Here is a 26,586-nt window from a genome sequence, read left to right as displayed (position 1 = left end):
GACGGGACGCTTGAATATCTGCCAGCTTGTTTGGGCAGCCGACTGGTCGCTCGAATGTCTGCCAGCTTGCCCGGGCAGCAGCCTAGCCCTGTGCGTCCCATCCTTTTCACGAAAACGCAAAAACAGCGCCAGATACGCTCCGGCGCTGTTCTCTTTTTCTACTTGCGATCGCGCACTTCAAAGATCGCGAATTTCAGGTAATGCGCTTCGTCAGCGCCGCTGATTTGCGGGTGGTCTTTGCCTGCCCCGCGCCACTCGATCAGGCGCAATATTTTTTTCGCGTCCACAGCCGCTTCCTGGATCGTTTCCAGGAACAGTTCCGGCGACATGTGGTACGAGCAGGAGGCGGTGACCAAAAAACCGCCAGGACGAACGAGCTTCATCCCGTTCAGGTTGATATCTTTGTAGCCGCGGCATGCGCCTTTGACCGCGCCGCGCGATTTGGCGAAGGCGGGCGGATCGAGAATGACGACATCCCAGCTCTTTCCTGCCTCGACATTTTCCCGCAAGTAATCAAACGCGTTTGCCACGACAAAATCGACGCGATGCAAAAAGCCGTTCAAGGTGATGTTGCGCTTCGCGGTTTCGATCGCATGCTCGGAAATGTCGAGCGCGGTTACTTTTTTCGCGCCGTGCTTGCAAGCGTTCAGCGTGAAGGAGCCGGTATGGGTGAAGCATTCCAGCACTTCTGCTCCGTCCCAGAACGGATTTTTGATCGCTTTTCCCCGCTTGTCGACTGGCATGAGCTTTTGCTCGCCGTCCACCTCGATGGTTTGCAGCGTAATGCCGTGCTTCTCGCCCCAGCCTTTCATCAATGGCGCAATCGAAGCGCGGTTCTCACGCTGGTCGTAGAAAAATCCTGTCTTTTGTCCTTCGACGATATCCACGTAATACTTCAGGCCGTTTTCCTCAATCAACACCTCGCGCGGACACTCTCCGTACAGCACTTCTTTACCTTCCGCCAAGCCTTCCAGCTTGCGCACGGGAACGTCGTTGCGCAAGTAGATGCCAGCAGGCGCAAACACTTCCACAAGCGCATCGCGAATCCACTCCATCCGCTTTTCCATGCCCAAAGACAATACCTGCACGACCAGGATGTCCTCGTAGCGATCCACGATCAGGCCAGGCAAAAAGTCTGCTTCGCCGTAAATGACGCGGCATGCGCGCGGATTGTCCACAAACCGAGTGCGAAACTCCGCCGCCTGCCTGATTTTGCGCAGGAAGAACGAATAGTCGATGTCTTCTTTTGGATCGTAGCTCAAAATGCGCACGATCATTTGCGATGCCGGATTGATGTAGCCTTTTGCCAAAAAGTGTCCTTTGTGGTTCGTCACCTCAACGATTTCACCCGGTACAACCTCGCCCTGGATTTCCAATACTTCCGATTGGAAAATCCACGGATGCCCCGCTTCCAGTCGCTTTTTCCGATGCTGATTCAGTAAGACTTTTGCCATGCGGTTGATTCTCTCCTTGTCATGCTTGCCCTCGTACAGGCATAGCGTTATAGTAACTTCCTTTACGGTTGGCCCGGCGTTCTACGGCCAGCCTCGCTTGCCATTGTAACCAAGAAGGAGGAACCCAACTTGTGATTGTCTCCATCCTCGCCCCGTTTACGATCGGGCTCTGTTTTTTTCTGTTCGGTATGTACGCCATGCGGACCGGATTTCAAAATTTGGCGGGCAAAAAAATGGAACAATGGATGGCCCGCTTTACACGCACGCCATACCACAGCTTCTGGATCGGGTTGATTGCGACTTTCGTCCTGCAAAGCTCCAGTGCCGTCACCGTCTTGACGATCGGCTTGACCAATGCGGGGATTATCCAGTTCGCGCAAACCGTCGGGATCATTCTCGGCACCAACCTGGGAACGACCGTCACGACGGAGCTGGTCGCACTCAAACTGGAGTCGTTCGCCATCCCGATGTTGCTCGTCGGCGTCGCCCTCTGGCTGATGCCGCGGCCAACTGTTCGCTGCACCGGACTGGTCATCGCCGGATTCGGGCTGATTTTCCTCGGGATTGATACACTCAAGCTGATGGCCAAGCCGCTGGAACAATCCGAAACGTTTCGGTCGCTTTTTCTGGAGAGCAGTCATTCCATCTGGATCGGGCTGATCACAGGCGTCATTTTCACTGCGCTCATCCATAGCGGCTCTGCAACGACCGTCATCACGATGGGGTTGCTCAGCCATCAAATCCTGTCCATGGAGACGGCGCTTGCCATCGTCCTCGGCGCCAATGTCGGCACATGCTTCACCGCTGTCATAGCCGCCATCGGCACGAATACGGCCTCCAAGCAGGTCGCCTGGTGCCATACGCTCTTTAATGTAGCAGGGGCTGTCGTGTTTTTGCCTTTTCTTTCCCAGCTTGCCCTGGTAAGCGCCTTTTTAACGAGCAGCCCCTCCATGCAAATCGCCCATTCGCAAACGATTTTCAATCTGATTTGCTCCATGGTCGCCCTGCCATTCGTTCCGCAGATCGCCCGGTTTATCCAATGGCTCATTCCAGACAAGCGCAAACCGCCTACACCGACTGCTGTATGGATTAAAAAGAAAACGGGATGAGGTACAGCGAGGTGACGACCCCGGCCACGATCATCGCCACACTCGATGCAGCCGTCTGCACGGGCGAGATGCGGTTCAAACTGGCTGTCCCGATCGCATGCGCACTCGTCCCTACGGCAATCCCGATCGCCCAGTCGTCCGTAATTCGCCCCCATTTGAGCACAGGGCGCGCGATCAGCACTCCAACCATTCCTGTAAGGGCGGTAAAAAAGGCTGCCAAAGCAGGCACTCCGCCTATCGAGGCAGTCAGTTCCAAAGCGATTGGCGTCGTCACCGATTTGCTCAGCATGCTTCTGAGCAAGATGTCATCCGATCCGAAGCACCAATGAATCGCGTACACCGACAAGATAGCCACGGCGCACCCTGCACTGACGCCGAGCAAAACGCCGCGCCAGATGTGGGCGAATTGCCTGATCTGTTTGGCCAAAGGAACAGCCAATGCCACTGTCGCCGGACCGAGCCAGAACGAAATCCACTGTCCTCCCGCAGAAAAAGCTTCCCAATCATCGCTCACCGCCCACCAGATCACCCAGACGAGCACGACCGCCACAAGCAGCGGCTGCACGCGGGGAAAGCGGGCGTTGACCGTCGTTGCTCCTTTGTAGCCGACAAGCGTAACGAGGATCGCCAGCCATTGACTAAGCATCGAGCGTCCTCCTCTCTGGTACGGCGGAAGCGGGTGTCTCTTGCTTCTTCTGTCTGTTCAAGTAAGCTTGTACCACGCGGCCTGTCACGAACATGACCAGCATCGGAGCCACAATCATCGACAGCGCGATCGGCCATGGCGCTTGGGCAAACCATTTGAAGTAGGAGACGACCCCCACAATAATCGGCACGAAAAACAGCATCATGTGCCGGATGAGAAACGAACTCGCCCGGTCTACCCACTCCATCCGAATCCAGCCAGTCACAAGCCCCAGCGTCAGCAAAAGCATCCCGACCAGGTTGCCGGGCAAAGGGATGTGCAGCCATGTGCTCGCAAGCACTCCCACTCCGTAAAAAGCCAGAAGAATAGCCACTCCCGTGATCATTTTCACCTGCCACACCCCTCTCCCGCTTTCTCTTTGCCTAATCTCTATCGAAAATGCTTGAAAAAGAAGGAAAAGCCCGGCCTTCCCTTGGCCAGGCTTTCTTTCGTTCCAGTCGTTCTAGTATCCGCTGCCTGTCGTTTTCGCTCCAGTCACAATCGAGATGCCAGAGCTTGTACCGATCCGGCTCGCTCCCGCCTCGATCATGGCGAGTGCTGCTTCACCGCCGCGCACGCCGCCAGATGCCTTCACTCCAATGTCAGGACCAACTGTTTTACGCATCAAAGCGATATCTTCTACCGTCGCGCCGCCCGGGCCGAAGCCAGTGGACGTTTTTACGTAATCGGCACCTGCTTCCACGCAGAGCTTGCACGCGATTTCTTTTTCCTGATCAGTCAAAAGACCTGTTTCAAGAATGACTTTCAAAAGAATGTCTCCAGCTGCATCCTTCACAGCTGCCACGTCTTGCTTCACGGTTTCCAGATCGCCGGATTTCAGGGCACCTACGTTCAGCACCATGTCGACTTCTGTTGCGCCGTTTGCAATCGCATCGCGAGTTTCTGCCACTTTTGCCGCTGTCGTATTCGCTCCCAGAGGGAAGCCGATTACGGTGCACACTTTCACATCTGTACCCGCCAACAGCTCAGCAGAACGCTTCACCCAGTAAGGGTTGACGCACACAGACATAAAATCGTGTTCTTTCGCTTCCGCGCAGAGCTTGTCGATCATCTCTTGCGTCGCTTCTGGCTTCAACAGGGTATGGTCGATAAATTTGTTCAATTGCATAAACTACACCTCAATCCCGAGTTTTTGGAAGGCCAGACGAAAAATCTCATCGTTGTTTCGGTAGCCTCTCTGGAGTTGCAGCTCCCAAGCCTCTTTTGCCGGATGCCAATGAACGTCATTGATTTCTTCCAGCTGTACCGTTATTTCTGTGTTGTAAGCCTCGACCAGATAGTAGTGGACTTCTTTGTCGACCGACTCGCCCGTCACCGGATGCGTGTAGACGTAAGTGATCCGGTCAAGCTTGGCGCCGAGACGCCCCGCCACTCCCGTCTCTTCAAGCACTTCACGCAAAGCGGTTTCTTCGATAGTCTCGCCGATCTCCTGCTTGCCTTTTGCCAAAGTCACTTTGCCATAACGGTCTTCGATCAAGAGAAGCATGTACTCTCCGTCTTGCAGCTGATAGACTACGCCTCCTGCCGAAATCTCCTTCATATGGCTCGCTCCTTCAAATAAGGCAGCATCTCAGTCTCCACAACGCGGACAAAAGTTCCCTGGCAATATTCGGAGCCTGGTTGTTCCAGCTTCACCTTGCAAATTTTCCCGATCATGCTTTCGTCTCCCGGGAAAACAACGTTCAGGTAGTTATCGGAATATCCCATCAACAGGCCGCTTTCCGGCGCATCCTTGAACGGACGCTCTGGAATGACTTCCAGCACGTCGCCGACAAACTGCTTGGAGTAAGCCATGGTCAGCTCCCGATTCAGCTCCAACAATTTCGTCACGCGCTCGTGTTTTTCCTCTTCGGGAATCTGGTCGGTCATCCGCGCAGCCGGTGTGCCTGTGCGCATCGAGTACGGGAAAACGTGCAGCTCGGCGAAGCCGATTTCTTTGATGAAGTTGTAGCCGTTCATGAATTGCTCCTCGGTTTCACCCGGGAAGCCGACAATGACGTCCGTCGTGATCGCCGCGCCTGGCAGCGCTTTGCGTACTTTCACCATTTTTTCATAAAACTCGGCTGTCGTGTATTTGCGGCGCATGCGCTTCAACACTTCATCATCGCCCGCCTGGAGCGGTACGTGCAGGTGGCGTACGACACGGTCGGAGTTGTTGATGACCTCGATGACTTCATCCGTGATCTGGCTCGCTTCGATGGAGCTGATGCGAATGCGTTTCAGTCCATCTACTTCGTGCAAATCAAGCAGCAGCTTCGCCAGGTTGTAGTCTTCCAGGTCTTCTCCGTATCCTCCGGTGTGAATCCCCGTCAGAACGATTTCCAGATAGCCTGCTTCCACCAGCTTTTTCGCCTGTTCAACGACGCTTTCCGGCTTGCGCGAGCGCATGAGACCACGCGCCCACGGAATGATGCAGAACGTGCAGAAGTTGTTGCAGCCTTCCTGAATTTTCAGGGAAGCGCGGGTTCTGTCTGTAAAGTTGGGAACATCCAGCTCCTCGAAATCACGGGCTTTCATGATGTTTCCGACCGCATTGATCGGTTGGCGCTCAGCGCGGATTTGCTTGACGTAATCGGTCAGCTTCTCGCGGCCTTGCGTGCCCACTACGATATCCACCCCAGGAATTTGTGCAATCTCGCTTGGAGAAGTTTGCGCATAGCAGCCTGTCACAGCGACGATCGCTTCCGGGTTGCGGCGAATCGCCCGGCGGATGACCTGGCGGCTCTTTTTATCACCTGTATTCGTAACGGTACAAGTATTGATCACGTAAACATCGGCGTCGTCCTGTTCAAAGTCGACTCGCTCGTAGCCATCTGCCTTGAACAATTGCCAAATCGCCTCAGTCTCATAACTGTTCACTTTGCAGCCTAATGTATGAAAAGCAACGGTAGACATTGCCATTCCTCCTTTCGCTTGCGCTTATCCTTTGCGATGTATGGAAGCTTTTCGTTCAAACTGATAGGAAGCCGCGGCAAGTACATACTGGCTGGCCGTTTCGGTGCGCAAAATACGCGGCCCGAGCGAAACAGGCAAAAATCCCTTGCTCTCTGCTTGCGCCACTTCTTCCGGGGTGAAGCCCCCTTCAGGCCCAATCAGAACGAGCAGGGAGTCTCCACTTGCCATCTGTTCCAGCACTTCATGAACAGTCGTGCTTCCTTCCTTTTCATAGGCAATAGCCAGCTGCGTATAGGCTTGACCTGCCGCAAGCGCCTCGCGAAACGAGACAGGGGCAAGCAGCTCAGGCAAAACGGCCCGGTGCGACTGCTCGGCAGCCTCCTTGACGATTTTGCGCCAGCGCTCCAGCTTTTTCGCCTCTTTTTTAGCGTCCAGTTTGACGATGGTTCTCTCGGAAGAAAACGGAAAAAAGGAGTACGCTCCGAGTTCCGTCCCCTTTTGCAAGATCCACTCCATCTTTTCGCCTTTTGGCATTCCTTGCCCAATGGTCACGCGGATCGGCAGCTCACGCTCTTCCTGGAGCATCTCGATCACCTCTGCCTGGACTTCCTTGGCAGAAAGGCTGACGAGCTTGGCTCGCGCCGATCTCCCTGCTCCGTCCGAGACGAGAATTTCATCGCCTGCCCGCGCTCGCATCACGTTTACGATATGATGAACATCGTCTCCGATAATCGTTAGCTCATGCTCATGAAAGAGATGTGGCTCGACAAAATATCGTTGCATCTCGCCAACCTCACTATTCTATCGTTTTTTTGCGGTAATTGCTACCCAGTCATCGATGAAAATCGTTTCCACGATCTCAAGCCCGGAAGCGACCAGAGCGGCTTTCACATCCGCTTCCCGCGCCGCAATAATGCCGGATGCGATGAAGGTGCCGCCTGGCAGAAGCAAGCGGAACACATCGTCTGTAAAGCGCAAAATGACTTCCGCCAAAATATTGGCGACGATCACTTCGACTTGCTCCTCGATGCCATCCAGCAAGTTGTTTTGTCTGACGACGATATGCTCATGCACGCCGTTCAGCTCGGTGTTCGCCTGTGCGGAGCGGACTGCCACCTCGTCCAAATCCATCGCGAGCACTTCTTTTGCGCCCAGCTTGATGGCGGCAATGCTCAAAATCGCCGTGCCTGTTCCCACATCGTACACGCGATCGCCTTTGGCCAAATGCTTCTCCAGCGCGCGCAGACAGAGAATCGTGGTCGGATGCGTTCCCGTGCCAAAAGCCATTCCCGGGTCCATCTCGATGATGATCTCTCCCGGATGACGCGGCTCATACTCTTCCCAAACCGGCTTGATCGTCATGTTGTCGGAGACGTGAACCGGCTTGTAATACTTTTTCCAGGCGTGGGCCCATTCGTCTTCGTGAACATCGTTTACGGCAATCGCAGCCTTGCCGATGTCCAGACCGTACTCGGTCAACTGCGCCAGCTGTTCTTTCAATTCTTCTACGACATCGATCAGCTCGCTGCTGTCAACGGGCAGGTACGCTTTGACGAATACGCCCTCGGCCGGAAAATCGTCAGGAGAGAGCTGGTAGATTTCGCCAAAGGGGGTATCCCACTCGCGATAGAGCACCTCCGGGTCTTCGATGACGACGCCGTTGGCACCCATTTCATAGAGAAGGCTGGACACCGCCTCCGTAGCCTCCGCTGTTGTATGGATACTGATTTCTGACCATTTCACGAATCTACCACTCCCCACTTTTGCTTTCCTGATGGACTTGTCAACCTGCAAGCGGACAAAACCGCGACCGATTACTCGCCGCGGAATGCCCGTTTCATTTTTTCAAAAAAGCCTTCGTCTTCCGTTCCGTGCTGGCCCGGCTTCTCGCCAGACAGCTCTGCCAGCTCGCGCAGCAGCTCTTTTTGCTTGTCGCTCAGCTTCGTCGGCGTAATGACGCGCACTTTTACATGCTGATCGCCGCGACCGTTGCCGCGCAAGTGCGGCACGCCTTTTCCACGCAAGCGGAAAAACGTCTCGGTCTGTGTGCCTGCCGGAATCTTCAGCTTCACGCGGCCATCGACCGTCGGAACCTCGATTTCATCGCCGAGCGCCGCCTGTGCATACGTAAGCGGTACTTCACAGTAAATGTCGTTGCCTTCGCGCTCGAAAAACTCGTGGCTTTTCACGCGCAGCACAACGTACAGATCGCCTGCTGGTCCGCCGTTGGCACCTGGCTCGCCTTCGCCGGAGACGCGCAATTGCGCACCGTCATCCACACCAGCCGGGATGTTGAGGTGAATTTTGCGGCGTACCTTGACACGTCCGCTACCTCGGCACGAGGAGCATTTTTCCTTGAACACTTTCCCTTTGCCTTCGCAAGTGGAGCAGACCCGTCGGTTGACGATTCGGCCGAACGGCGTGTTGGCTGCCACTTCCTGCTGACCGGTACCGCTACAAGTTTTGCACGTTTCGACGCCTGTTCCCGGCTTGGCACCAGAGCCGAGGCACGTATCGCACTCTGCCTCTTTCGGGATTTCCACGTCGGTTTCTTTTCCGAAAATCGCGTCGATAAAATCGATGCTCAGGCCAAATTGCAGATCGGCCCCTTTGCGCGGCGCGTTCGGATTCGCGCGTCTGCCGCCACCACCGAAGAACATGTCAAAAATGTCTCCGAAGCCGCCCATGCCCGACGTATCAAAACCGCCGCCGCCAAAGCCCTGATTCGGGTCCTGATGACCGAAACGGTCGTATTGCGCGCGCTTTTGCGGCTCAGACAGGACATCGTAAGCTTCCTTGACTTCCTTGAACTTTTCTTCCGCATCAGCGTCTTTATTTACATCCGGATGGTACTGGCGAGCAAGCTTCCGGTACGCTTTCTTGATTTCGTCCGCGTCGGCTTCCTTGGCTACTCCCAGAACCTCGTAGTAATCGCGTTTCATCTCCTAAATCACTCCCATGACAGTCAACTGTTATCATAGCATGTGACAGACCTGAAAAAAAGTCAAAGTCAGCTTTTGCGTGACTTTGACTTTCATGGGGTCACATCGCGAAAGAGCGAGGGGAGAAAAGCTCTCCCCTGATGCTTTCGTCGTGATTACTTTTTATCGTCTACCACTTCATAGTCAGCATCAACGACATTGTCCTTCTTCGGTTCTTGGCCTTCTGCTGCGCCCCCAGCATTTTGCTGCGCTTGTGCAGCTTGCTCATAGAGCTTCACGGAAATTTGTTGGATGATCTCGGACAGTTCGTCTTTTGCCGCTTTGATTTCCTCGATGTTGCCGCCTTCCAGCGCTTTTTTCACTTTGTCTTTCGCAGCGTTGGCGCGATCGATTTCCGCTTGGTCTACCTTGCCTTCCACTTCTTTCAGTGTTTTCTCGGTAGTGAACACGAGTTGGTCTGCTTCGTTGCGGATTTCTACTTGCTCTTTGCGCTTTTTGTCTTCTTCCGCATTCAGCTCGGCTTCTTTTACCATGCGGTCGATTTCATCGTCAGACAAACCGGAGTTGGACGTGATGGTGATGCGTTGCTCTTTTCCTGTACCCAGGTCTTTTGCACGCACGTTCACGATACCGTTGGCGTCGATGTCGAAGGAAACTTCGATTTGCGGGATACCGCGCGGCGCTGGCGGAATGTCGGACAGCGTGAAGCGGCCCAATGTTTTGTTGTCGCCCGCCATTTGGCGTTCGCCCTGGAGAACGTGGATTTCTACAGAAGTCTGGTTGTCGGCAGCTGTAGAGAACACTTGGGATTTGCTGGTCGGGATTGTCGTGTTGCGGTCGATCAGCTTGGTGAACACGCCGCCCAATGTTTCGATACCGAGCGACAGCGGAGTAACGTCGAGCAGTACGACGTCTTTCACGTCACCAGTCAGTACCCCTGCTTGCACGGCAGCGCCCAGTGCTACTACTTCGTCTGGATTCACGCCTTTGTGCGGCTCTTTTCCAGTAAATTTCTTGATCGCTTCTTGTACAGCCGGAATCCGTGTGGAACCACCCACGAGGATTACGCGGTCGATTTCGCTAGGAGTCAAGCCTGCGTCTTTCAGCGCTTGGCGAGTTGGGCCCATCGTACGCTCAACCAGTTCAGCGGAAAGCTCTTCGAATTTGGCGCGAGTCAGGTTCATCTCCAAGTGTTTTGGACCGGAAGCATCTGCTGTGATAAACGGCAGCGAGATAGTCGTAGTCAGTACGCCGGAGAGGTCTTTTTTCGCTTTTTCAGCCGCGTCTTTCAAACGTTGCTGTGCCATGCGGTCTTTGGACAGGTCAATGCCGTGCTCTTTTTTGAACTCGCTCACGAGGTAGTTCATGATCACATCGTCGAAGTCGTCTCCACCGAGCTTGTTGTCGCCGGAAGTCGCCTTTACTTCGAAGAAACCGTCGGAAAGCTCCAGGATGGAGACGTCAAACGTACCGCCGCCGAGGTCGAATACGAGAACGGTTTGATCTTCTGTCTTTTCCATACCGTATGCAAGTGCTGCTGCGGTTGGTTCGTTCACGATACGCAAAACTTCCAGACCCGCGATTTTACCAGCGTCTTTAGTCGCTTGGCGTTGGGAGTCATTGAAGTAAGCTGGAACGGTAATAACAGCTTGTGTTACTGGCTGGCCCAGGTAAGCTTCTGCATCTGCTTTCAGCTTTTGCAGGATCATGGCAGAGATTTGCTCAGGTGTGTATGGATTTCCTTCCAGTGTTTCCTTGTGGGAAGTACCCATGTGACGCTTGATGGAGATAACCGTGTTGTCAGGGTTGGTGATCGCCTGACGTTTTGCCGCTTCCCCTACGATGCGCTCGCCGTTTTTGAAAGCGACGACGGAAGGAGTGGTGCGGTTTCCTTCTGCGTTGGCAATAACGACTGGCTCGCCGCCTTCCATTACTGCTACGCAAGAGTTGGTTGTTCCAAGGTCAATACCGATTACGCGACTCATACAATATGTCCTCCTAACACTTTCTCATCTGAATGAATGATGGAATCTCGATTTATTCGTTCACTTGCACCATCGCCGGACGAACGACGCGGTCTTTGAACATATATCCTTTTTGCAATTCTGCTACGACGACGCCCGAATCAAATTCAGGGTCTTGCGTCTGCATGACAGCCTGGTGTACATGCGGATCGAACGGAGCGCCTTTTGCCTCGATCGGAGTCAAGCCTTCTTTTTCGAAAACTTGCACCATCTGGCGGTACACCATGTTGACGCCTGTCAAAAGCGACTCGACCGTCATCGATTCCTTGTCAGCAGCCAATGCCCGCTCGAAATTGTCGAGTACCGGCAAAAGCTCTTCCACGATTTTCAGGGAAGCGTACTTCGCCAGGTCTTCCTGCTCCTTGCGCACACGGCGTCTGAGGTTATCCATGTCAGCCATGGCCCGCAGCATGCGGTTTTGATGCTCCTCTGCCTGCGCCTTCCACTGGGCCGCTTCCTGCTCCCAGTTCACTTCGCCCGCGTCTTGCGCGTCGACTGCCTCATTTACTTGCTCGTCTTCAGCAGCCGGGTCTTTGGTCATTTTTTCCTCGCTCAACGTCGATACCTCCTGGGGGCTCTTGCCTGACTTGCCTTCTCGTCAGGGAGCCTTCCTCCATTTATTTCTCAAACTGCGAAGTCAGCATCCGCGATAAGCCTTCTGCCAAATAATTGAGTACGGTAATGACTTTTCCGTATTCCATTCGCGTCGGGCCAAGTATTCCCACCATTCCCACGGGCTTGCCTCCAAGCGAGTAGGATGTCGTAATAATACTGCATTGCTTGATCGCGTCCAGCTGGTTTTCCTGGCCGATGCGCACCGTCAGTCCATCTCCCGGCATCCCGATCAAATGCAGCAGTTGATCGTTTTGCTCCAGCAGTTCCAAAATATCCTTGACCTTGTCTACGTCGCGGAATTCCGGCTGATTCATGATTTTGGTGGCACCGCGTAAGTATACACGTTCCTCTTCTTGTGTCAGCGACTTGTCGAGAACTTTCAGCATCTCTTCGTACTGCTCCGCATAGCGGCGCATCTCGCCCGATATTTCCTGATAGACCCGCTGTCTCAGTTGCCACAGCGGCACGTCGGTCAGTTTGGCATTCAACAAGTTGACTAGGCGCTCGATTTCGCTTGCGCCGATGCCTTCGGGAAGGTCGATCAGCTTGTTCTCTACTCGTCCGGTATGGGTGACGACAATCGCCACCGCCTGTGTCTCGTTCAGAGGAACGATTTGAATATGTTTTAACCGATGCTCAAAAATTTCCGGTCCCAGGACAATTGCCGTGTAATTCGTCAACTGGGAAAGAATTTGAGCGGTGTATTCCACGACCTGTTCGGAGTGCAGAATACGCTCGGCAAACAACTGCTTCAGTTTGCCCAATTCGGCCTCGTTCAAGAGCTGCGGCTGAATCAGGTTGTCGACGTAAAAACGGTACCCTTTTGTAGAAGGAACTCGCCCGGCCGACGTATGAGGCTGCTCCAGGTATCCCAACTCTTCCAGATCGGACATCTCGTTACGGATGGTTGCCGAAGAAAATCCGATGTCCTCGCGTTTGGAAATGGTTCGGGAACCAACCGGTTCGGCAGAATGAATGTAATTATCGACAATCGCATTCAAAATCAGTTGTTGACGGTCAGATAACATGGATGTCGCTCGCCTCCCCGTTGAGCATAAAAGTGAAAAAAGGTATCGCCCGCAATGTCGGAGCGGTTTTGTTAGCACTCATACCTAACGAGTGCTAAATCTATTTACTAAGGTATCAATAGAAGAAGGATTTGTCAACGGACTTCCACGATATCCGCCGTCAAAATCTCACATATTTCGCCAACTGCTCCCGCTTGTTAGCGGAGAAAACGGGCAAATACCTCATTTCCGAGCGGAAGCCCCCGCTTGGTCAGCTTGAGACAGCCGTTTTGCTCTTCCAGCATGCCTTTGGCAATCTCTTCTTTTATTATCGTCCCAAAAACTTCGTGCGCAGATACGCCAAAGCGCGATGCGAACTGGGCGAGATCGACTCCTTCCCGCAGGCGCAGCCCCAAAATCATCTGTTCTTCCATCGCATCTTCCTGCGGAACGGCAAACTGTTCCACCCGCGGCAAACCTTCTTTGCATTTTTGCAAATAGATCGCAAGCGGTCCGGCGTTGACATGCCTCTCGCCGCAAACGTAGCCGTGGGCGCCTGCACCCAAACCATAGTATTCACGATTGAGCCAATACGTTTTATTATGTTTGCTCTCAAAGCCCGGCTTGGCGAAATTGCTGATCTCGTACTGCTGATAGCCGCGGCGTTCCATCTCTTCAATCAGCACCATGTACATCGCAAGCTCTGCCTCCTCGGACGGGAGCGGAAGCTGATCCTTTTGATAGAGCGTGTGAAATAGCGTATTTTCCTCGACCTTGAGACTGTATGCGGAAAAGTGCTTCGTGCCCAGCTCGAACGCTTTCTCCAGCGTCTGGCGGAAAATCTCCATCGTTTGATCCGGCAAGCCGAACATCAAGTCGATGCTGATGTTAGCGAATCCTGCTGCTTTCGCATTCTCGATGCTGCGGTACACATCGTCGCGGTCGTGAATCCGTCCCAGCCGTTTCAAAAGCGCGTTGTCAAACGACTGCACGCCGAAGCTCAGCCTGTTGACGCCAAGCTCATGCATGATGCGCAGCTTTTCGCTATCTGTCGTACCGGGATTCGCTTCCATGGAAAACTCGATATCCGCTGCCCAATGCTTGCCCAGGTGATTTTGGACCATCTGCAAAAACGCTCGCATTTGGGCATGATCGAGGAACGTAGGGGTGCCGCCGCCGACAAAGATCGTTTTGACCTCCTGCACAGGTCGCTCGCGAAACGTCAGCTCCATTTCTTTATCCAAAGCGTCCAGGTAATCCCAGATCAATTGCGGGTTGTTTGTCACGAACGAGTTGAAATCGCAGTAATAGCATTTATTCGTACAAAAGGGAATGTGGATGTAAACCGATTGCGGCGTCATATCTCTTCCCCTCCTTTTGTTCAAAATACAGGCGAATGCCTGTCTTCGTTACGCTCCGTTCCAGCGGGCGAATGGAAAAGACCTGACACGAGGTCAGGCCTACTTTTTATCATCCATGCGTGGTGCAGACATAAACGTTTCTTGCAGACCTAACGTATCCAGTTGTTGTTTGAAACGATGTTTCGCCTTGGACTGTTGGTCTTGCAAGCATTTGTAAGGGCTAAATTATCATAATGTATTTTTTCGACTCTAGTCAAACGTGTTGTGTGTCCCTCAAGAGCGCAGGTACACGGCGGGTAACGAATCTCTTATTCTCTTATTCTCTTATTAAGAAGGCAGCCATCCAATAGTAAAAAGCCACGGATGATTGTCTGGGGCTTTTCCACAGCCTGCTCTCCCCTTGGATTTCCTCTTTCCACGGATGAATGCTAGAAACAGTCCGATTGATATTTACAGAAATTAGAAATAAGTTATAATTTTTACATAAATACCTCAAGCAAGGAGGTGGATGCTATGAAAAAAGTGATCGCGATTGGCTTTGCTCTGTTTATCGTTCTGTCTCTGTCTACGAGTGCTTTTGCAGGCAATTACGGATGCCCTACCCACTTTTGCTATGATCCACGCTAGTCAAGCGAAGCGCAAACGATCAAGTCGCTCACCCGGGCGGCTTTTTTGTATGTTTTCATGAAAAAGTTTGCTGTAAAGTGAACTGGCACAAGCGGGTTACTAAAAAAAGGGACATAGCAACCATCACAGAAGGTCGCTATGTCCACCTTTTATCGAGAGCATGACCAAAGATGCTGCGAACATCTTTGCTTCATTCGCTCAAGCTCTTACTTCTTCTCATCCATGCGCAATACAGCCATAAACGCTTCTTGTGGAACCTCTACGGAACCGACGGACTTCATGCGCTTCTTTCCTTCTTTTTGCTTTTCGAGCAGCTTGCGTTTCCGCGAGATGTCCCCGCCGTAACATTTGGCAAGAACGTTTTTGCGCAGCGCGCTGATCGTCTCGCGGGCAACGACCTTGTGCCCGATTGTCGCCTGGATCGGCACCTCGAACTGCTGACGCGGAATCAGTTCCTTCAGCTTTTCGCAAATGACTTTTCCGCGCGCATAAGCGGTATCTTTGTGCACGATAAACGACAGGGCGTCGACCATCTCGCTGTTCAGGAGAATGTCCATCTTCACGAGCTTGGACGGCTTGTAGCCTGCCAGCTCGTAGTCGAAGGACGCATATCCGCGCGTACCCGACTTCAACATGTCGAAGAAGTCGTAGACGATCTCGGAGAGCGGCATGTCGTATTTCAGTTGCACGCGATTTTCGCCCATGTACTGCATGTCGAGAAACTCCCCGCGCTTGCCTTGGCAAAGCTGCATAACGTCCCCGACGTATTCTTTTGGCACCATAATCGTCGCCAGCACGTAAGGCTCCTCGATCATTTCGATCTTTTGCGCTTCCGGCATTTTGGACGGGTTGTCGATCTCGAACACTTCGCCATTCGTCCGCGTGATGCGGTAAATTACGCTCGGTGCAGTCGTGATCAGGTTGATGTTAAATTCGCGCTCGATGCGCTCCTGGATGATCTCCATGTGCAGAAGGCCCAGGAAACCGCAACGGAACCCGAAGCCGAGCGCTTGCGATGTCTCCGGCTCGAATTGCAGCGATGCGTCGTTCAGCTGGAGCTTTTCGAGTGCTTCGCGCAGATCGTTGTACTCGTTTGTCTCGATCGGGTACAGACCGCAGAAAACCATCGGGTTGATCTTGCGGTAGCCCGGCAACGGTTCAGCAGCAGGACGGGCAGCATCTGTGATCGTATCCCCGACGCTTGTGTCGCCTACTGTTTTGATCGAAGCGGCTACGTATCCTACGTCTCCGACTGTCAATTCTTCCACTTGTGTCTGGCGCGGCGTGGACGTCCCGATTTCCGTTACCTCGAAGGACTTGCCTGTCGCCATCATTTTGATCTTCATGCCTTTTTTCAGCGTACCGTTGATGACGCGAATCGAAGCGATAACGCCGCGGTACGCATCAAAGTACGAGTCGAAAATCAAAGCTTGCAGCGGCGCATCCGGATCTCCTTCTGGAGCCGGAACTTTTTGCACGACCGCTTCCAGCACTTCCTTGATCCCGATTCCCGCTTTGGCAGAGGTGAGTACCGCTTCGCTGGCATCCAGCCCGATCACGTCCTCCACCTCTTGCTTCACGCGCTCAGGCTCTGCGCTCGGCAAGTCGATTTTGTTGATAACCGGAATGATCTCCAGATTGCTGTCCAGCGCCAAATAGACGTTGGCAAGCGTCTGGGCTTCGATCCCCTGGGCGGCGTCCACGACGAGAATGGCTCCTTCACAGGCCGCCAAACTGCGGGATACTTCGTACGTAAAGTCTACGTGTCCAGGTGTGTCGATCAGGTGGAGAATGTAGTCCTCTCCGTCATCTGCTTTATAGTTCAAACGCACGGCATTCAGCTTGATTGTAATCCCGCGCTCTTTTTCCAGCTCCATCGTATCCAGAAACTGGGCTTCCATCTCACGTGCGGTAAGCGCTCCTGTCAGCTCCAAAATCCGGTCTGCCAGCGTCGACTTTCCATGGTCAATGTGGGCGATGATGGAAAAATTTCGAATCCTCTTTTGTCTTTCACGGCGATCCATGTGTTGTTCGTTCCCTCCCACGCGAATCCATTCAAACGTACAGATTGCGCCTCGCAAAAATACACTAACGGTAATTATAACAAACGCTTGATACAAAGAGCAACCAAAGAGAATACGGCACTTGCCACGTTTTTTGCTCCCGCCAAAACTTTCTTTATGATAAAGTGGTCTTAAAAAAAGGAGACTGGCATGCGAACAGAGCTTCAACAAGCGGAGCGTTTCGATTGCCTTGGCTGCCGACTGGCCTTATCCGCAGAGCCTGCCCATGTCGTCTATGAGAACGATTGGGTGACCTGCCTCTTGGATATCGATCCTTTTTCCGAGGGCCACATGCTGATTTTGCCCAAGCGGCATCTCGTTGAATGGACAGATTTGGATGCAGTGACCATGCAAAAAGTGACGGAAGCGGCGACCCTCATGTCTCAAACCATTGCAAGTGTGTACAAGCCTGCCGGAATTACGCTCTGTCAAAATGGCGGCGCTTTTAACGATCTGACCCACTTTCATCTGCACGTCATCCCGCGCTTTCCCGACGACGGTTTCGCCTGGAGCGAGCCGCGGCAGGAGCATGGAGCCGGAACGCGTCTGGCCCAAACACGTACACTGTTAGCGGAAGCGGTTAAAAACGGGAAGCAGACGGAGCTTCCTGAACGAAACGGAGACTGATCCCACGTGAAAAGCACGACCCATCGCCTGCATACTTTGTCTGCCGCTGACATTCCCGATCTGATCGCCCTCTCTGACTCAGTAGGCTGGGACTATGATGAAGCGGAAATTCGCACGATTCTGTCTATTGGTACGGTATTCGGACACAAAGATGACAGTGACAGGATCGTTTCTTCTGCGGCCATTATTGAATATGAAGAAGGGCTGGCTACGATCGGCATGGTTATCGTCCACTCCTCATGCCGCGGGCTAGGGTACGGGCGCGACCTGATGGAAGCCTGTATGAAGGCTGTTTCCGGCGATACGGCCATCATGCTGATCGCCACGCCCGATGGAGAACCGCTCTACCAGCGACTCGGTTTTGTGACAGCTACCCACATCCACAAGTTTTTGCGCCGTGGCGATACACCTGTCGTCCCCCCTGCCGCAAAAGCCGTGCCTTATCACATCGCTTCTATGGAAGAGGAAGAGACGGATTTGGAACGCGTGGTTGAACTCGATCAGGGAGCGCTTGGCAGCCGCCGCTCGCTTTTTGTGCAAATGCGCAAAGCCCAGGCGGCTCGTTGTCTGGTTGCCAAAGATGCTAATGGCACCGTTGTCGGCTACGGCTTTGCTGTCCAAGGCCCGATCAACTTGATCGCCGGGCCGATTGTCGCCCGGGACGCGGACATGGCAATCCAGCTGCTCTGTGCACTGATCCAAAACCACGACGGACAGGTGCGAATCGACGTACCGGATGGACCGGAAGCATTCCTGGCCTTTTTGGAGCAAAACGGTTTTCAAAAGGCGTCGCGGCCACCTGTCATGGTCGCAAATGCCAAAAGCTTGCCCCAGCGCAACGGCAGCTACTTCGCCATCGGGGCGCAAATTTACGGCTAGCCGTCTTCGCGCGTGCCATCGAAAAAGCGGACCTGCTCCTGTTCGGGCATGGTCCGCTTCTTTGCAAGAAAAGACATCGGCTTACCGGTTGTTCTCAAGCTGTTCCAGCACTTTTGGCGGAAAAAGCTTTTGCAAGCTGCTCATGTATCGGTTACCGTCCTCAGGCATCTGCATATTTTGCACACGGTACTTTTGCCCGTCGTAAACGATGTGAAAAACCATCGGGGCACTGACGCCAGAAGAGTGCAGCGGATTTTTGCTCAACACGTTCACCCAGGCGTAGACTGTCCGGCGCTCTGCATCCGGCGCATCCACGCCGAGCAGTTCCAGAGTAACTTGCCTGTCCGCCGCCATTATGCCCAGCTGCTTGCCTTCTGTCTCCAAATAGTTGCGGATAATTGGTTCCACCAGATCGCGATTGGCTGGCGATATCCCCTTTTTCACCTCGACAAAAACTTGCCCCACATGTTTTCCCTGAGCCAAAACTTGCAGCTTCCACACGCCCGGATCGGGCAAGGCAATCCCGGTTGGAACATGTCCGGTCGCGTCGTGCAGCGGCCCCATCACCTGGTAGCTGCCAAGCTCTACCCGTTTCCCATCCGTCCTGTAGGCGACGATCTCTACCTGTGACAATCCGCTGCCGTTCAACAGCCAGATGAAGCGTTGCGTCTGCCCTTCGTACAGCTCATTGGGATCGGTCACCGCCCGCACAGGCTTTTCACCAATGTACGAAAAAGTTTGCTCCAGGTAAGTGGCTGAGTGCTGCGGCATCGGCTTCCACAAGTCGGGTGAGGTCAATTGGCCGCCGGGCAATAGTTCAGGCACAGGCTTCCCTGCGCGCTCCCCTTGGCTAGTCGGCCCACTCAGCGAAAAGGACGACCATAGCCAAACGACCAGCAGCAAGCCCGCCACGGGCAGCGCAAACCTTTTCCAGACAATCGGCAGTCTGTCTTTTTGCCTGATCCGCTCGCGCACGCCGTTTTTCATCGCTTCCGTAAAGTGGACGTCGCGCAAAACGGTTTGATCGGCCCTGTCCTTCAAATTTGCGATCCATCGGTTGTCGTCCATTCCCACTCGCTCCCTTCCCCAAGACTCTGCTTCAGCTGTTGCCTCGCCCTGTGCAGACGGGTTCTCGCGGTCCCTTCGGATATGCGAAGGACGTCAGCTACCTCTTTGATCGACAAATCTGCGTAGTAATGCAGGACGATCACCTGACGATACAAGGGCGCAAGCTGCAACACCTCAGCCACGAGCTGATTCCGCTGCTCCTGATGCAGCACGAGGCTTTCGGTGGACAGCTCGCCATCTTTTCTGATCCAGGAGCGAGGGAGGATATGGCGGAATGACCACGACCGCAAATAGCCTTTGCATTCATTGACGGCGATCCGGTATAGCCATGTATGAACGCTGCTCTCCCCGCGAAAACGCGGAAGATGCTGGTACGCCTTCACAAACACGTCTTGGGTAATGTCCTCTGCCAAACTGTGATCCTTGACCAGAAAAGTGACAAGGCGAAGAATCCGCGTCCCGTAGTCTTGCATGATTTGTTCAAAGGCAGCTTCGACAGTCGGCTGCAATTTATCCAAGGGCGCGACCTCCTTCCCGCAAATCCTTTACTGGTTAGATGCAACCGTCCGGATTTTGTTACAGCGAAAGGGCAGAAATTTTTTTGGCAATGATCGTCCAGCGCGTCGCGGCTCCCGGTGCACCCGGCGGCTCCGCAAACGGATAGCCCCCGTGCTGCCAGCGATCCGCCTCGTATTCTTCGGTTTGTTCTGGCAGCTCGCTGTGGTGGCAGACGACATTTTCCATGCTTTGCACGATCTCGTATCCCGCCGCTTCCAAAAGCAGATGCAGCTCTCCCGGCAACAACAGCGCCAGCTCCCGCTCCACCCTGTAGCGCGGCTGTTCCATCTGCTCCAAAAACGTCTCGTACGTCAGCATGTAACGAAATTTTTGCTCGGCCAAAAGCGTTTCTCCCTCCACCTTTTGGTAAACCATCCGGTCAGGGAAAACGAATTTGCGCTGCATGACGGACCATTTGCTGTTGACCGGCGGAAGCAGCAAGTCAATCGCAACCGTCCCGTTCGCGGTCAAATGCTGTCCGATCACCGCAAGGAACTGTCGCTGCTCCGCTCTACAGGTCGCCTGCTGAAAGATGCCTTCCGGAAGCAGTATGTGCGTGAAGGTGGAATCGAGCTGCAATTCGCGTACATCTTGCTCCACGAGCACGAGCAAATCCTCCTGGTCTTTCAGCATGCGCCGTTTCTTTTTCGTCGCCATCTCCAGCATGTCCGGACTGTTGTCCACGCCGCAGACGGACAACCCACACCGCGCCAGCTCAATCGCGATCCGCCCCGTGCCTACCCCAAGCTCCAGCACAGACACGGGAGCGAGCTGCGCTTCCTGCATGAGCCAGTTGCGATAAAAGGCGATCCCCGCCTTGCCCGCGAACTGATCGTAGTAAGTGGCTTCCAGCCCGATGTATTTGGCTTCAGGCAGAGGCAGATGCCGCCCTTCTCCCTGCATGCCGCACGTCGTACAGACGGAGCCTGCCAAATGTGAAAAAGGCACCCCCGGTGGGACGCCATTTTTCGTATCGCCTAACCATTCATCATATCGAAATTTGCATACTTGGCAGCTGTAAACACTCATAACGCTTTGACCTCCTGTCGAGATTGCTCGTTGCGCAATGCTTCGGAAAAGAAATAGACGTGTTTTTTCCCTGTGCGCGGATGAGTGATTACTTCCGTTTCTACCCCGAACACATCCCGAATCAAGCCGGGTTCCAAAACCTCATCAGGGGTGCCGGAAGCGACCAGCTCACCGTCGCGGATGACGTACAGCCGATCACAGTACATCGCGGCGATGTTGAGATCGTGCAGCGATGAAAACACGGTAATTCCGAGTGTTTTGACCAAATCCATGACTTGCAGCTGATACCGGACATCCAGATGGTTGGTCGGCTCGTCGAGAACGAGAAACTCCGCTTGCTGCACCAGCGCCCTGGCAATCAAGACGCGCTGCTTTTCCCCGCCGGACAAGGAAAAAAAGCTGCGCTCGGCGTAAGCCTGCATCCCCACTCGTTCCAGCGACTCCTCGCAAATGCGGCTGTCGGCTGTCGTATCCGTTTGAAACAGCCGCTTATGCGGTGAGCGGCCCATCATGACGATCTCCATGACCGTAAAGTCAAATTCGACCGAGCTTTCCTGACGAACCACCGCCATGCGCTGTGCATTTTGCCGGGCAGACAGCTGGTACACGTTGTCATCGTCGAGCGAAATCAATCCGCTGTACGGCTTCAGCACGCGATAAATGCTTTTGAGCAAAGTCGACTTCCCGCTGCCATTCGGCCCGATCAGCCCGACGAACTCACCGGAGCGGACCGTCAGACTGATGTTGTGCAAAATCGTTTTGTTTTCCAGCCCGACTGTAATGTTCTCCACATTCAGATTCATCGTCCGCTACCTCCGAAAGAATAAGAACTGCGCAGCATCAGCCAAATAAAGAACGGGCCTCCGCACAACGCCGTGATGATCCCGATAGGAAGCTCCTCCGGGGCAAAAGCAAGCCGGGCAATCACGTCCGCCCAGATCAGAAAAATCGCTCCCAGCAAGGCGCTGACGGGCAAGACGCGTCGGTGATCGGAACCGACGATAACCCGCACGATATGCGGCATCATCAAACCGACAAATCCGATCGCTCCGCTGATCGAGACGATGACTCCCGTGAGCAGGGCCGTAATGACCAACAGCAGCTTGCGAAATTGCACCGTGTTGACCCCAAGCGTCCCGGCAGACTCCTCGCCCATCAGCATCGCATTCAACGAACGATACTGCGCCAGCAGCACGATCAGACAAATGACCACGATCAATGTCGGGATGGTCAAATACTCCCACTTGCCGCCCGCGAGACTGCCGCTCATCCAGAACAACACGGAGCGGATGCCGTGTTCGTTTGGCGCAGAAAAAATGATCAAACTGGTAATCGCCGACAAAATCGCAGAAATGGCAATCCCCGCCATGAGCAAGCGTACGGTCGAGTTTTGCCCGCCGATTCGCGACAAAGTAAAAATAAGCAGGATCGAGACAAGCGCCCCTGTGAAAGCGCCAAACGACAGGGCGAATTGTCCGTACATGCTGAATGCTCCGAACAAAATCACCAAAGTCGCTCCAGCCGATGCTCCCGAGGAAACGCCTAATATGTACGGATCTGCCAGGGAGTTGCGAACGAGAGACTGAATCGCAACCCCCACAACAGATAGACCAGCCCCGACAACTGCCCCCAACAGGACACGGGGAAACCGAATATCCCAGATAATTGTCTGCTCTCCTTTTGACCAATCCACTTCGATCCACTGATTGGTCAGCGGAAGATTCGATAAGGCAATTTTCCATACTGTCGCTGGTTTGATTTCCACCGAGCCGAGTGTTACCGCAAACGTAATCGAGACGAGCAACCCGATCAGCAGGGCAACGATGATGAAGGGCATCTTGATCTTATGCAGGGCCGTTCCCTCCTTAATTAAGCAGCCGTTCTTTATTTGAATTTATCCGGGTACAGTCCTTCGCCGAGGATTTTCAGCGCGATCGGTGCGCGTACCCCTTCGGAAGCTGCGGACAGTGGCAATACAATCAAACGTTTGTTTTGAATCGCTGGCAAGTCAGCCAGTTCCTTTTTGGCGAGCAAAAACTCTTTCTTCTGATCAATCGTTTTGTCGCCGTAATCCACGACAACGATAACGTCAGGCTTGCGGTTCACGACTTCTTCCCAGCTCACCGTTGCCCAGCCTTTTTGAATGTCGTCAAACACGTTTTTGCCGCCTGCCGCCTTGATCAGGGCAGTCATGTAGTTGTTTGCAGCTGTGAACGGCTGATCTTCTCCGCTATCGTACACAAACACGCTGAGCGGCTTGTCCACGGTACCGATTTTGCTTGTCGTTTGTTCCATTTCCGCTTTCATTTTGCCAATCAGTTCGTTCGCCTTGTCTTCCACGCGGAAAATGCGGCCGATGTTTGCAATGTCAGCGAATACGTCGTCAATAGTCGGGCCCGGCTTGTTGGAAGACTCTTGCAGGTACGATTTGACCCCTGCTTTCTCCAACTCCTCCATCGAGCCTACACCTTTATCGCCAAAGGCGCTTTTCCAGCCTGCATACACAAAGTCAGGGTTGGCAGCCATCAGCACTTCTTTCGTCGGGTACTTGTCGGACAGCACAGGCACTCTGTCGTAGTCAGCTTTCAACTCAGGCAAAATTTGATCGTCCAAATACGCAGTCCCGGCCATTTTGTCAGCCAGACCGAGAGCGAGCATAATTTCCGTCACGTGCTGGTTCATGGTGACAGCGCGTTTTGGTGCTTCCGGATAAGTCATTTCGATGCCGTTGTTGACGATTGTCACTGGCTTGTTTTCGCCAGCGGCTGGCTGAGCAGCTTGCTCCGAGCCTGGCTTGGTAGCAGCTTGTTCAGGGGCTGCCGGTGTTGCGGAACCACACGCAGACATGAGCAGCATGATTGCAGTCACAGACGCGAACCAAAATCCTTGCAAGGCTTTCTTTTTCTTAGGTGTTTTATTCATTTGTTTTGTTACCCTCTCTTCTTTTCATGTTCTCTGTGCGATGAAAACAATTGATATGTAAATCGTAATTATTACGAATTACATCTACACTATACGGAAAGCCGCTCCGTTTGGCAATACAGGAAATGGCATCTCCCCCTCTCCACGTGTTGCTGCCACGATGATACCCATAGAAAAAAGCACCCCCCAGTTTTCCAATCGGGAGGTGCTCGACATACGCAGACATATCTATAGATCCAGCGTTTGTGGAGCGCCTTTTCTAAAGATTGCTTCTACATCTGTCCCATCCTCGTGGGTCGATTGCAAATGATCTCATGGCAGGTCTCCTGGCTCACGAATCAACATGCCTAGTTCCCTTCCCATTTTTCGTCTCGCGAAAAACAGTGGTTGCTGCGTACTAGGCACTCCTCGTTTACAGTGGCGGGACCGCGCCGGATTTTCACCGGACTTCCCTATTAAGCTGGCGGAACCAAACAATTCCAGCCAGCACCATCAGATTCATATGAAATTGTGTGTTTCGTGATCGTTAGCCAATCACAGTCAATTGTTTCGGGAACTTGCTCAATACTTCCACGCCTGATTCGGTTACGAGCACATCGTCTTCAATGCGCACGCCGCCTACTCCCGGTACGTAAACGCCTGGCTCGATGGTGAACACCATGCCTGGGCGAAGCGTTTCCTGATTTTGACCATGTACGGACGGGTATTCGTGCACATCCATGCCCAAACCGTGTCCCAGTCGGTGCATGAAGTATTCGCCATAGCCCCGCGCCGCAATCAAGTCGCGAGCGGTCTTGTCGAGATGGGCAAAAGTCACGCCTGGACGAACCTCTGCAATCGCCGCCTCATTCGCCGCAAGCACTGTCTCGTAAATTTCGCGCAGTTGTTCGCTGACTTCCCCGACGGCAAACGTGCGGGTAATATCGGAAACGTAACCATCAGCTGCTACGCCGATGTCAAACAGCAGCAAATCGCCTTCCTGCACCTGGCGCGACCCTGGCGTTCCATGCGGCAATGCCGATTTTTCGCCTGCCAGTACCATCGTGGAAAAGGATGGGCCATCTGCTCCCAGACGCTTCATCTGAAATTCCAGTTCCGCGACAATCTCCATTTCGGTCTGACCGACTTTGAATTTTTTCAACGTCTCGCCAAGCGTATCTTCGATCAGTTGAACCGCATTTTTCAAACGGGCAACTTCATCTGCCGATTTGATCAGGCGCATTTCACGAAGCGGTTCTTCCACATCGGTGTAGCTCTGCGCACCGACGGCTTGTCCCATGGCTTCGAAGCGCTCTACGGTCATGTGGCTTTTCTCGATGCCCAGCTTGGACAAGCCCGCTGGCAACGCCTGCTTGAGAATCTCGTACGGATTGTCCGTATCCGTATGTGTAAGAATCGTCTGAACAAACGATGCTGCCGCCGCCGCTTCCCGATCAAGGGCAGGCACAATCAGCGAAGGCTCGCCTTGGGCCGGAATGATCAGCCCCATAAAACGCTCGTGCGGATCAGTAAAAAACCCGGTCAAATAGTAAACATGCTTGGGAGAAGTGATCAATACCGCGTCTAACTCATGGTTTGCCAAAAAATCGTGCAGCTTCGAAATACGCTCCTGGAACAACTGCGTCACCTTCTCTTTCGACAATATTCTACCCCTGAGAATACCATTTTCCTGCCTAAAAAAGAAGAGAGAAGCGGAAAATTCTCTCATGAATCCTCCAGCATATGCCCAAAGAAAATAAGCCAGCAGACGCGAAAAAAGGGGCAGCCTGGACGCTTGTGTCCCTACTGCCCTTCGCACTACAACTAATTTTTCATCCGTGGATCAAGCGCATCCCGCAAGCCGTCGCCAATCAGGTTGAAGCCAAGTACGGTCAACATGATCGACAGTCCGGGAAAAATAACCGTCCACGGCGCTTTTTGAATGTATTGACGGGAATCGGAAAGCATTTTCCCCCACTCAGGCTCCGGTGGCTGCGCACCGAGTCCAAGGAAGCCGAGTGCCGCCGCTTCAATGATCGCAGTAGCAATCCCCATCGTCCCTGTCACGATGATCGGAGCCAGGCTGTTCGGCAAAATGTGCTGCATAATGATCCGGGAATCTTTCATCCCGATCGCGCGCGCCGCCATGACGAACTCTTCTTCCTTCAAGCTGAGAACCCGCGAGCGAACCAGACGTCCAAAAGTCGGAATGTTGATAATGGCAATCGCCAACAGCGCGTTTTGCAAAGACGGCCCCAAAATCGCGACAATCGCAATCGCCAACAGGATGCTTGGGAACGCCAGCATAATATCAAAAATGCGGGAGATCAGCGTGTCAATCCATTTGCCGTAAAATCCGGCGAGCAAGCCGAGAATCGTTCCGGCGACGACCGAGCCGATGACGGAAAAGGTGCCTACCCACAAGGAAATGCGCGCCCCGTACACGACGCGGCTGAACACGTCCCGCCCGTTGTAATCCGTTCCAAACCAGTGCTCCCCCGATGGCGGCTTGTTTTTCATGACCAGCTCGCCTTCATCGTAAGGATACGGCGCGATCATCGGAGCAAACACAGCGACCGCCACGAAAAACAGGATAATCGCCAATCCGACCATCGCCAGCTTGTTCTTGCGCAACGCCCTCCACGCTTCCCGCCAAGGAGAGACTACTTCTTCATCTTTTACTTTCCAGGTCACAGTCTGTACGTGAGTTTCTGCCATATC

General features: G+C 53.5%; 25 protein-coding genes and 1 riboswitch. Of the genes, 3 read left to right on the top strand and 22 right to left on the bottom strand.

The window, feature by feature from the left end; translation table 11 throughout:
• Positions 1–158 precede the first annotated feature (158 nt).
• Positions 159–1,454 carry a class I SAM-dependent rRNA methyltransferase gene (locus HP435_RS10555; RefSeq protein WP_122964097.1) on the bottom strand — a complete coding sequence of 432 codons (1,296 nt, stop codon included), beginning with the start codon at positions 1,452–1,454 and terminating at the stop codon, positions 159–161.
• A 131-nt stretch (positions 1,455–1,585) separates the two neighbouring features.
• On the opposite strand from HP435_RS10555, the gene HP435_RS10550 reads away from it, so the two are divergent.
• Positions 1,586–2,563, top strand: coding sequence for a Na/Pi cotransporter family protein (locus HP435_RS10550; RefSeq protein WP_122964098.1), 978 nt, complete (start codon positions 1,586–1,588; stop codon positions 2,561–2,563).
• On the opposite strand, the gene HP435_RS10545 is transcribed toward HP435_RS10550, so the two are convergent.
• The 13 genes from HP435_RS10545 to lepA all read right to left on the bottom strand — a co-directional run bounded on the left by HP435_RS10545 (position 2,544) and on the right by lepA (position 16,764).
• Positions 2,544–3,209, bottom strand: coding sequence for an LrgB family protein (locus HP435_RS10545; RefSeq protein WP_173598583.1), 666 nt, complete (start codon positions 3,207–3,209; stop codon positions 2,544–2,546). The two genes, HP435_RS10550 and HP435_RS10545, sit on opposite strands and share 20 nt — an antisense overlap.
• Entirely contained in the window at positions 3,202–3,594 is a 393-nt protein-coding gene (locus tag HP435_RS10540; RefSeq protein ID WP_217365650.1) for a CidA/LrgA family protein, read from the bottom strand. Before HP435_RS10540 ends, HP435_RS10545 begins: the two co-directional genes overlap by 8 nt.
• Positions 3,595–3,711: 117 nt before the next feature.
• On the bottom strand, positions 3,712–4,377 hold the full coding sequence (gene deoC, locus HP435_RS10535) for a deoxyribose-phosphate aldolase (protein WP_063231389.1): 666 nt from the start codon (positions 4,375–4,377) through the stop codon (positions 3,712–3,714).
• A 3-nt stretch (positions 4,378–4,380) separates the two neighbouring features.
• On the bottom strand, positions 4,381–4,809 hold the full coding sequence (locus tag HP435_RS10530; protein WP_122964101.1) for an NUDIX hydrolase: 429 nt from the start codon (positions 4,807–4,809) through the stop codon (positions 4,381–4,383).
• Complete coding sequence (gene mtaB, locus HP435_RS10525; RefSeq protein WP_122964102.1) at positions 4,806–6,164, bottom strand: tRNA (N(6)-L-threonylcarbamoyladenosine(37)-C(2))-methylthiotransferase MtaB; 1,359 nt, start codon at positions 6,162–6,164, stop codon at positions 4,806–4,808. Before mtaB ends, HP435_RS10530 begins: the two co-directional genes overlap by 4 nt.
• 24 nt (positions 6,165–6,188) lie before the next feature.
• Positions 6,189–6,947 (bottom strand): 16S rRNA (uracil(1498)-N(3))-methyltransferase, encoded by a 759-nt coding sequence (locus tag HP435_RS10520; RefSeq protein ID WP_063231386.1) that lies wholly within the window; start codon positions 6,945–6,947, stop codon positions 6,189–6,191.
• Between the two features lie 18 nt (positions 6,948–6,965).
• Positions 6,966–7,907 carry a 50S ribosomal protein L11 methyltransferase gene (gene prmA / locus HP435_RS10515; RefSeq protein WP_122964103.1) on the bottom strand — a complete coding sequence of 314 codons (942 nt, stop codon included), beginning with the start codon at positions 7,905–7,907 and terminating at the stop codon, positions 6,966–6,968.
• A 71-nt stretch (positions 7,908–7,978) separates the two neighbouring features.
• Entirely contained in the window at positions 7,979–9,106 is a 1,128-nt protein-coding gene (gene dnaJ, locus HP435_RS10510; RefSeq protein ID WP_122964104.1) for a molecular chaperone DnaJ, read from the bottom strand.
• Positions 9,107–9,261: 155 nt separating this feature from the next.
• Positions 9,262–11,091, bottom strand: a complete 1,830-nt coding sequence (gene dnaK, locus HP435_RS10505; RefSeq protein WP_122964105.1) for a molecular chaperone DnaK — start codon at positions 11,089–11,091, stop codon at positions 9,262–9,264.
• 52 nt (positions 11,092–11,143) lie between these two features.
• Complete coding sequence (gene grpE, locus HP435_RS10500; RefSeq protein WP_229049944.1) at positions 11,144–11,671, bottom strand: nucleotide exchange factor GrpE; 528 nt, start codon at positions 11,669–11,671, stop codon at positions 11,144–11,146.
• A 76-nt stretch (positions 11,672–11,747) separates the two neighbouring features.
• Entirely contained in the window at positions 11,748–12,773 is a 1,026-nt protein-coding gene (gene hrcA, locus HP435_RS10495; protein ID WP_063231382.1) for a heat-inducible transcriptional repressor HrcA, read from the bottom strand.
• A gap of 197 nt (positions 12,774–12,970) precedes the next feature.
• Positions 12,971–14,113 (bottom strand): radical SAM family heme chaperone HemW, encoded by a 1,143-nt coding sequence (hemW, locus tag HP435_RS10490; RefSeq protein ID WP_173597413.1) that lies wholly within the window; start codon positions 14,111–14,113, stop codon positions 12,971–12,973.
• A gap of 833 nt (positions 14,114–14,946) precedes the next feature.
• The gene (lepA, locus tag HP435_RS10485) at positions 14,947–16,764 is read right to left on the bottom strand and encodes a translation elongation factor 4 (RefSeq protein WP_063231378.1); all 1,818 of its coding nucleotides are present in this window, start codon (positions 16,762–16,764) and stop codon (positions 14,947–14,949) included.
• 189 nt (positions 16,765–16,953) lie between these two features.
• Here lepA and HP435_RS10480 point away from each other — a divergent pair, with 189 nt between their 5' ends.
• The gene (locus HP435_RS10480; protein WP_122964108.1) at positions 16,954–17,430 is read left to right on the top strand and encodes an HIT family protein; all 477 of its coding nucleotides are present in this window, start codon (positions 16,954–16,956) and stop codon (positions 17,428–17,430) included.
• 6 nt (positions 17,431–17,436) lie between these two features.
• On the top strand, positions 17,437–18,309 hold the full coding sequence (locus HP435_RS10475) for a GNAT family N-acetyltransferase (protein ID WP_122964109.1): 873 nt from the start codon (positions 17,437–17,439) through the stop codon (positions 18,307–18,309).
• An 81-nt stretch (positions 18,310–18,390) separates the two neighbouring features.
• On the opposite strand, the gene HP435_RS10470 is transcribed toward HP435_RS10475, so the two are convergent.
• From HP435_RS10470 to HP435_RS10435, 8 genes are all read right to left on the bottom strand, one after another.
• Positions 18,391–19,377: a hypothetical protein gene (locus tag HP435_RS10470; protein WP_173598585.1), complete on the bottom strand. Its 987-nt coding sequence runs from the start codon at positions 19,375–19,377 to the stop codon at positions 18,391–18,393.
• Entirely contained in the window at positions 19,347–19,895 is a 549-nt protein-coding gene (locus tag HP435_RS10465; RefSeq protein WP_173598586.1) for a sigma-70 family RNA polymerase sigma factor, read from the bottom strand. The genes HP435_RS10470 and HP435_RS10465 overlap by 31 nt, the downstream gene beginning before the upstream one ends.
• Positions 19,896–19,953: 58 nt before the next feature.
• Positions 19,954–20,964, bottom strand: coding sequence for a methyltransferase domain-containing protein (locus tag HP435_RS10460; RefSeq protein WP_173598587.1), 1,011 nt, complete (start codon positions 20,962–20,964; stop codon positions 19,954–19,956).
• On the bottom strand, positions 20,961–21,767 hold the full coding sequence (locus tag HP435_RS10455) for a heme ABC transporter ATP-binding protein (RefSeq protein ID WP_173598588.1): 807 nt from the start codon (positions 21,765–21,767) through the stop codon (positions 20,961–20,963). The genes HP435_RS10460 and HP435_RS10455 overlap by 4 nt, the downstream gene beginning before the upstream one ends.
• Positions 21,764–22,801 carry a FecCD family ABC transporter permease gene (locus tag HP435_RS10450; protein WP_063231372.1) on the bottom strand — a complete coding sequence of 346 codons (1,038 nt, stop codon included), beginning with the start codon at positions 22,799–22,801 and terminating at the stop codon, positions 21,764–21,766. Before HP435_RS10450 ends, HP435_RS10455 begins: the two co-directional genes overlap by 4 nt.
• A gap of 47 nt (positions 22,802–22,848) precedes the next feature.
• On the bottom strand, positions 22,849–23,886 hold the full coding sequence (locus HP435_RS10445; protein WP_173598589.1) for an ABC transporter substrate-binding protein: 1,038 nt from the start codon (positions 23,884–23,886) through the stop codon (positions 22,849–22,851).
• 298 nt (positions 23,887–24,184) lie between these two features.
• Positions 24,185–24,395, bottom strand: a riboswitch (cobalamin riboswitch).
• Between the two features lie 17 nt (positions 24,396–24,412).
• On the bottom strand, positions 24,413–25,504 hold the full coding sequence (locus HP435_RS10440) for a M24 family metallopeptidase (protein WP_338076128.1): 1,092 nt from the start codon (positions 25,502–25,504) through the stop codon (positions 24,413–24,415).
• A 185-nt stretch (positions 25,505–25,689) separates the two neighbouring features.
• Positions 25,690–26,583 (bottom strand): ABC transporter permease, encoded by an 894-nt coding sequence (locus tag HP435_RS10435; RefSeq protein WP_122964116.1) that lies wholly within the window; start codon positions 26,581–26,583, stop codon positions 25,690–25,692.
• Positions 26,584–26,586 lie beyond the last annotated feature (3 nt).

The organism is Brevibacillus sp. HD3.3A (assembly GCF_013284375.2).
Taxonomy (GTDB): domain Bacteria; phylum Bacillota; class Bacilli; order Brevibacillales; family Brevibacillaceae; genus Brevibacillus; species Brevibacillus parabrevis.
The sequence above is the reverse complement of the archived record's forward strand: the minus strand, read 5'-3'. Positions and strand labels throughout refer to the sequence as shown.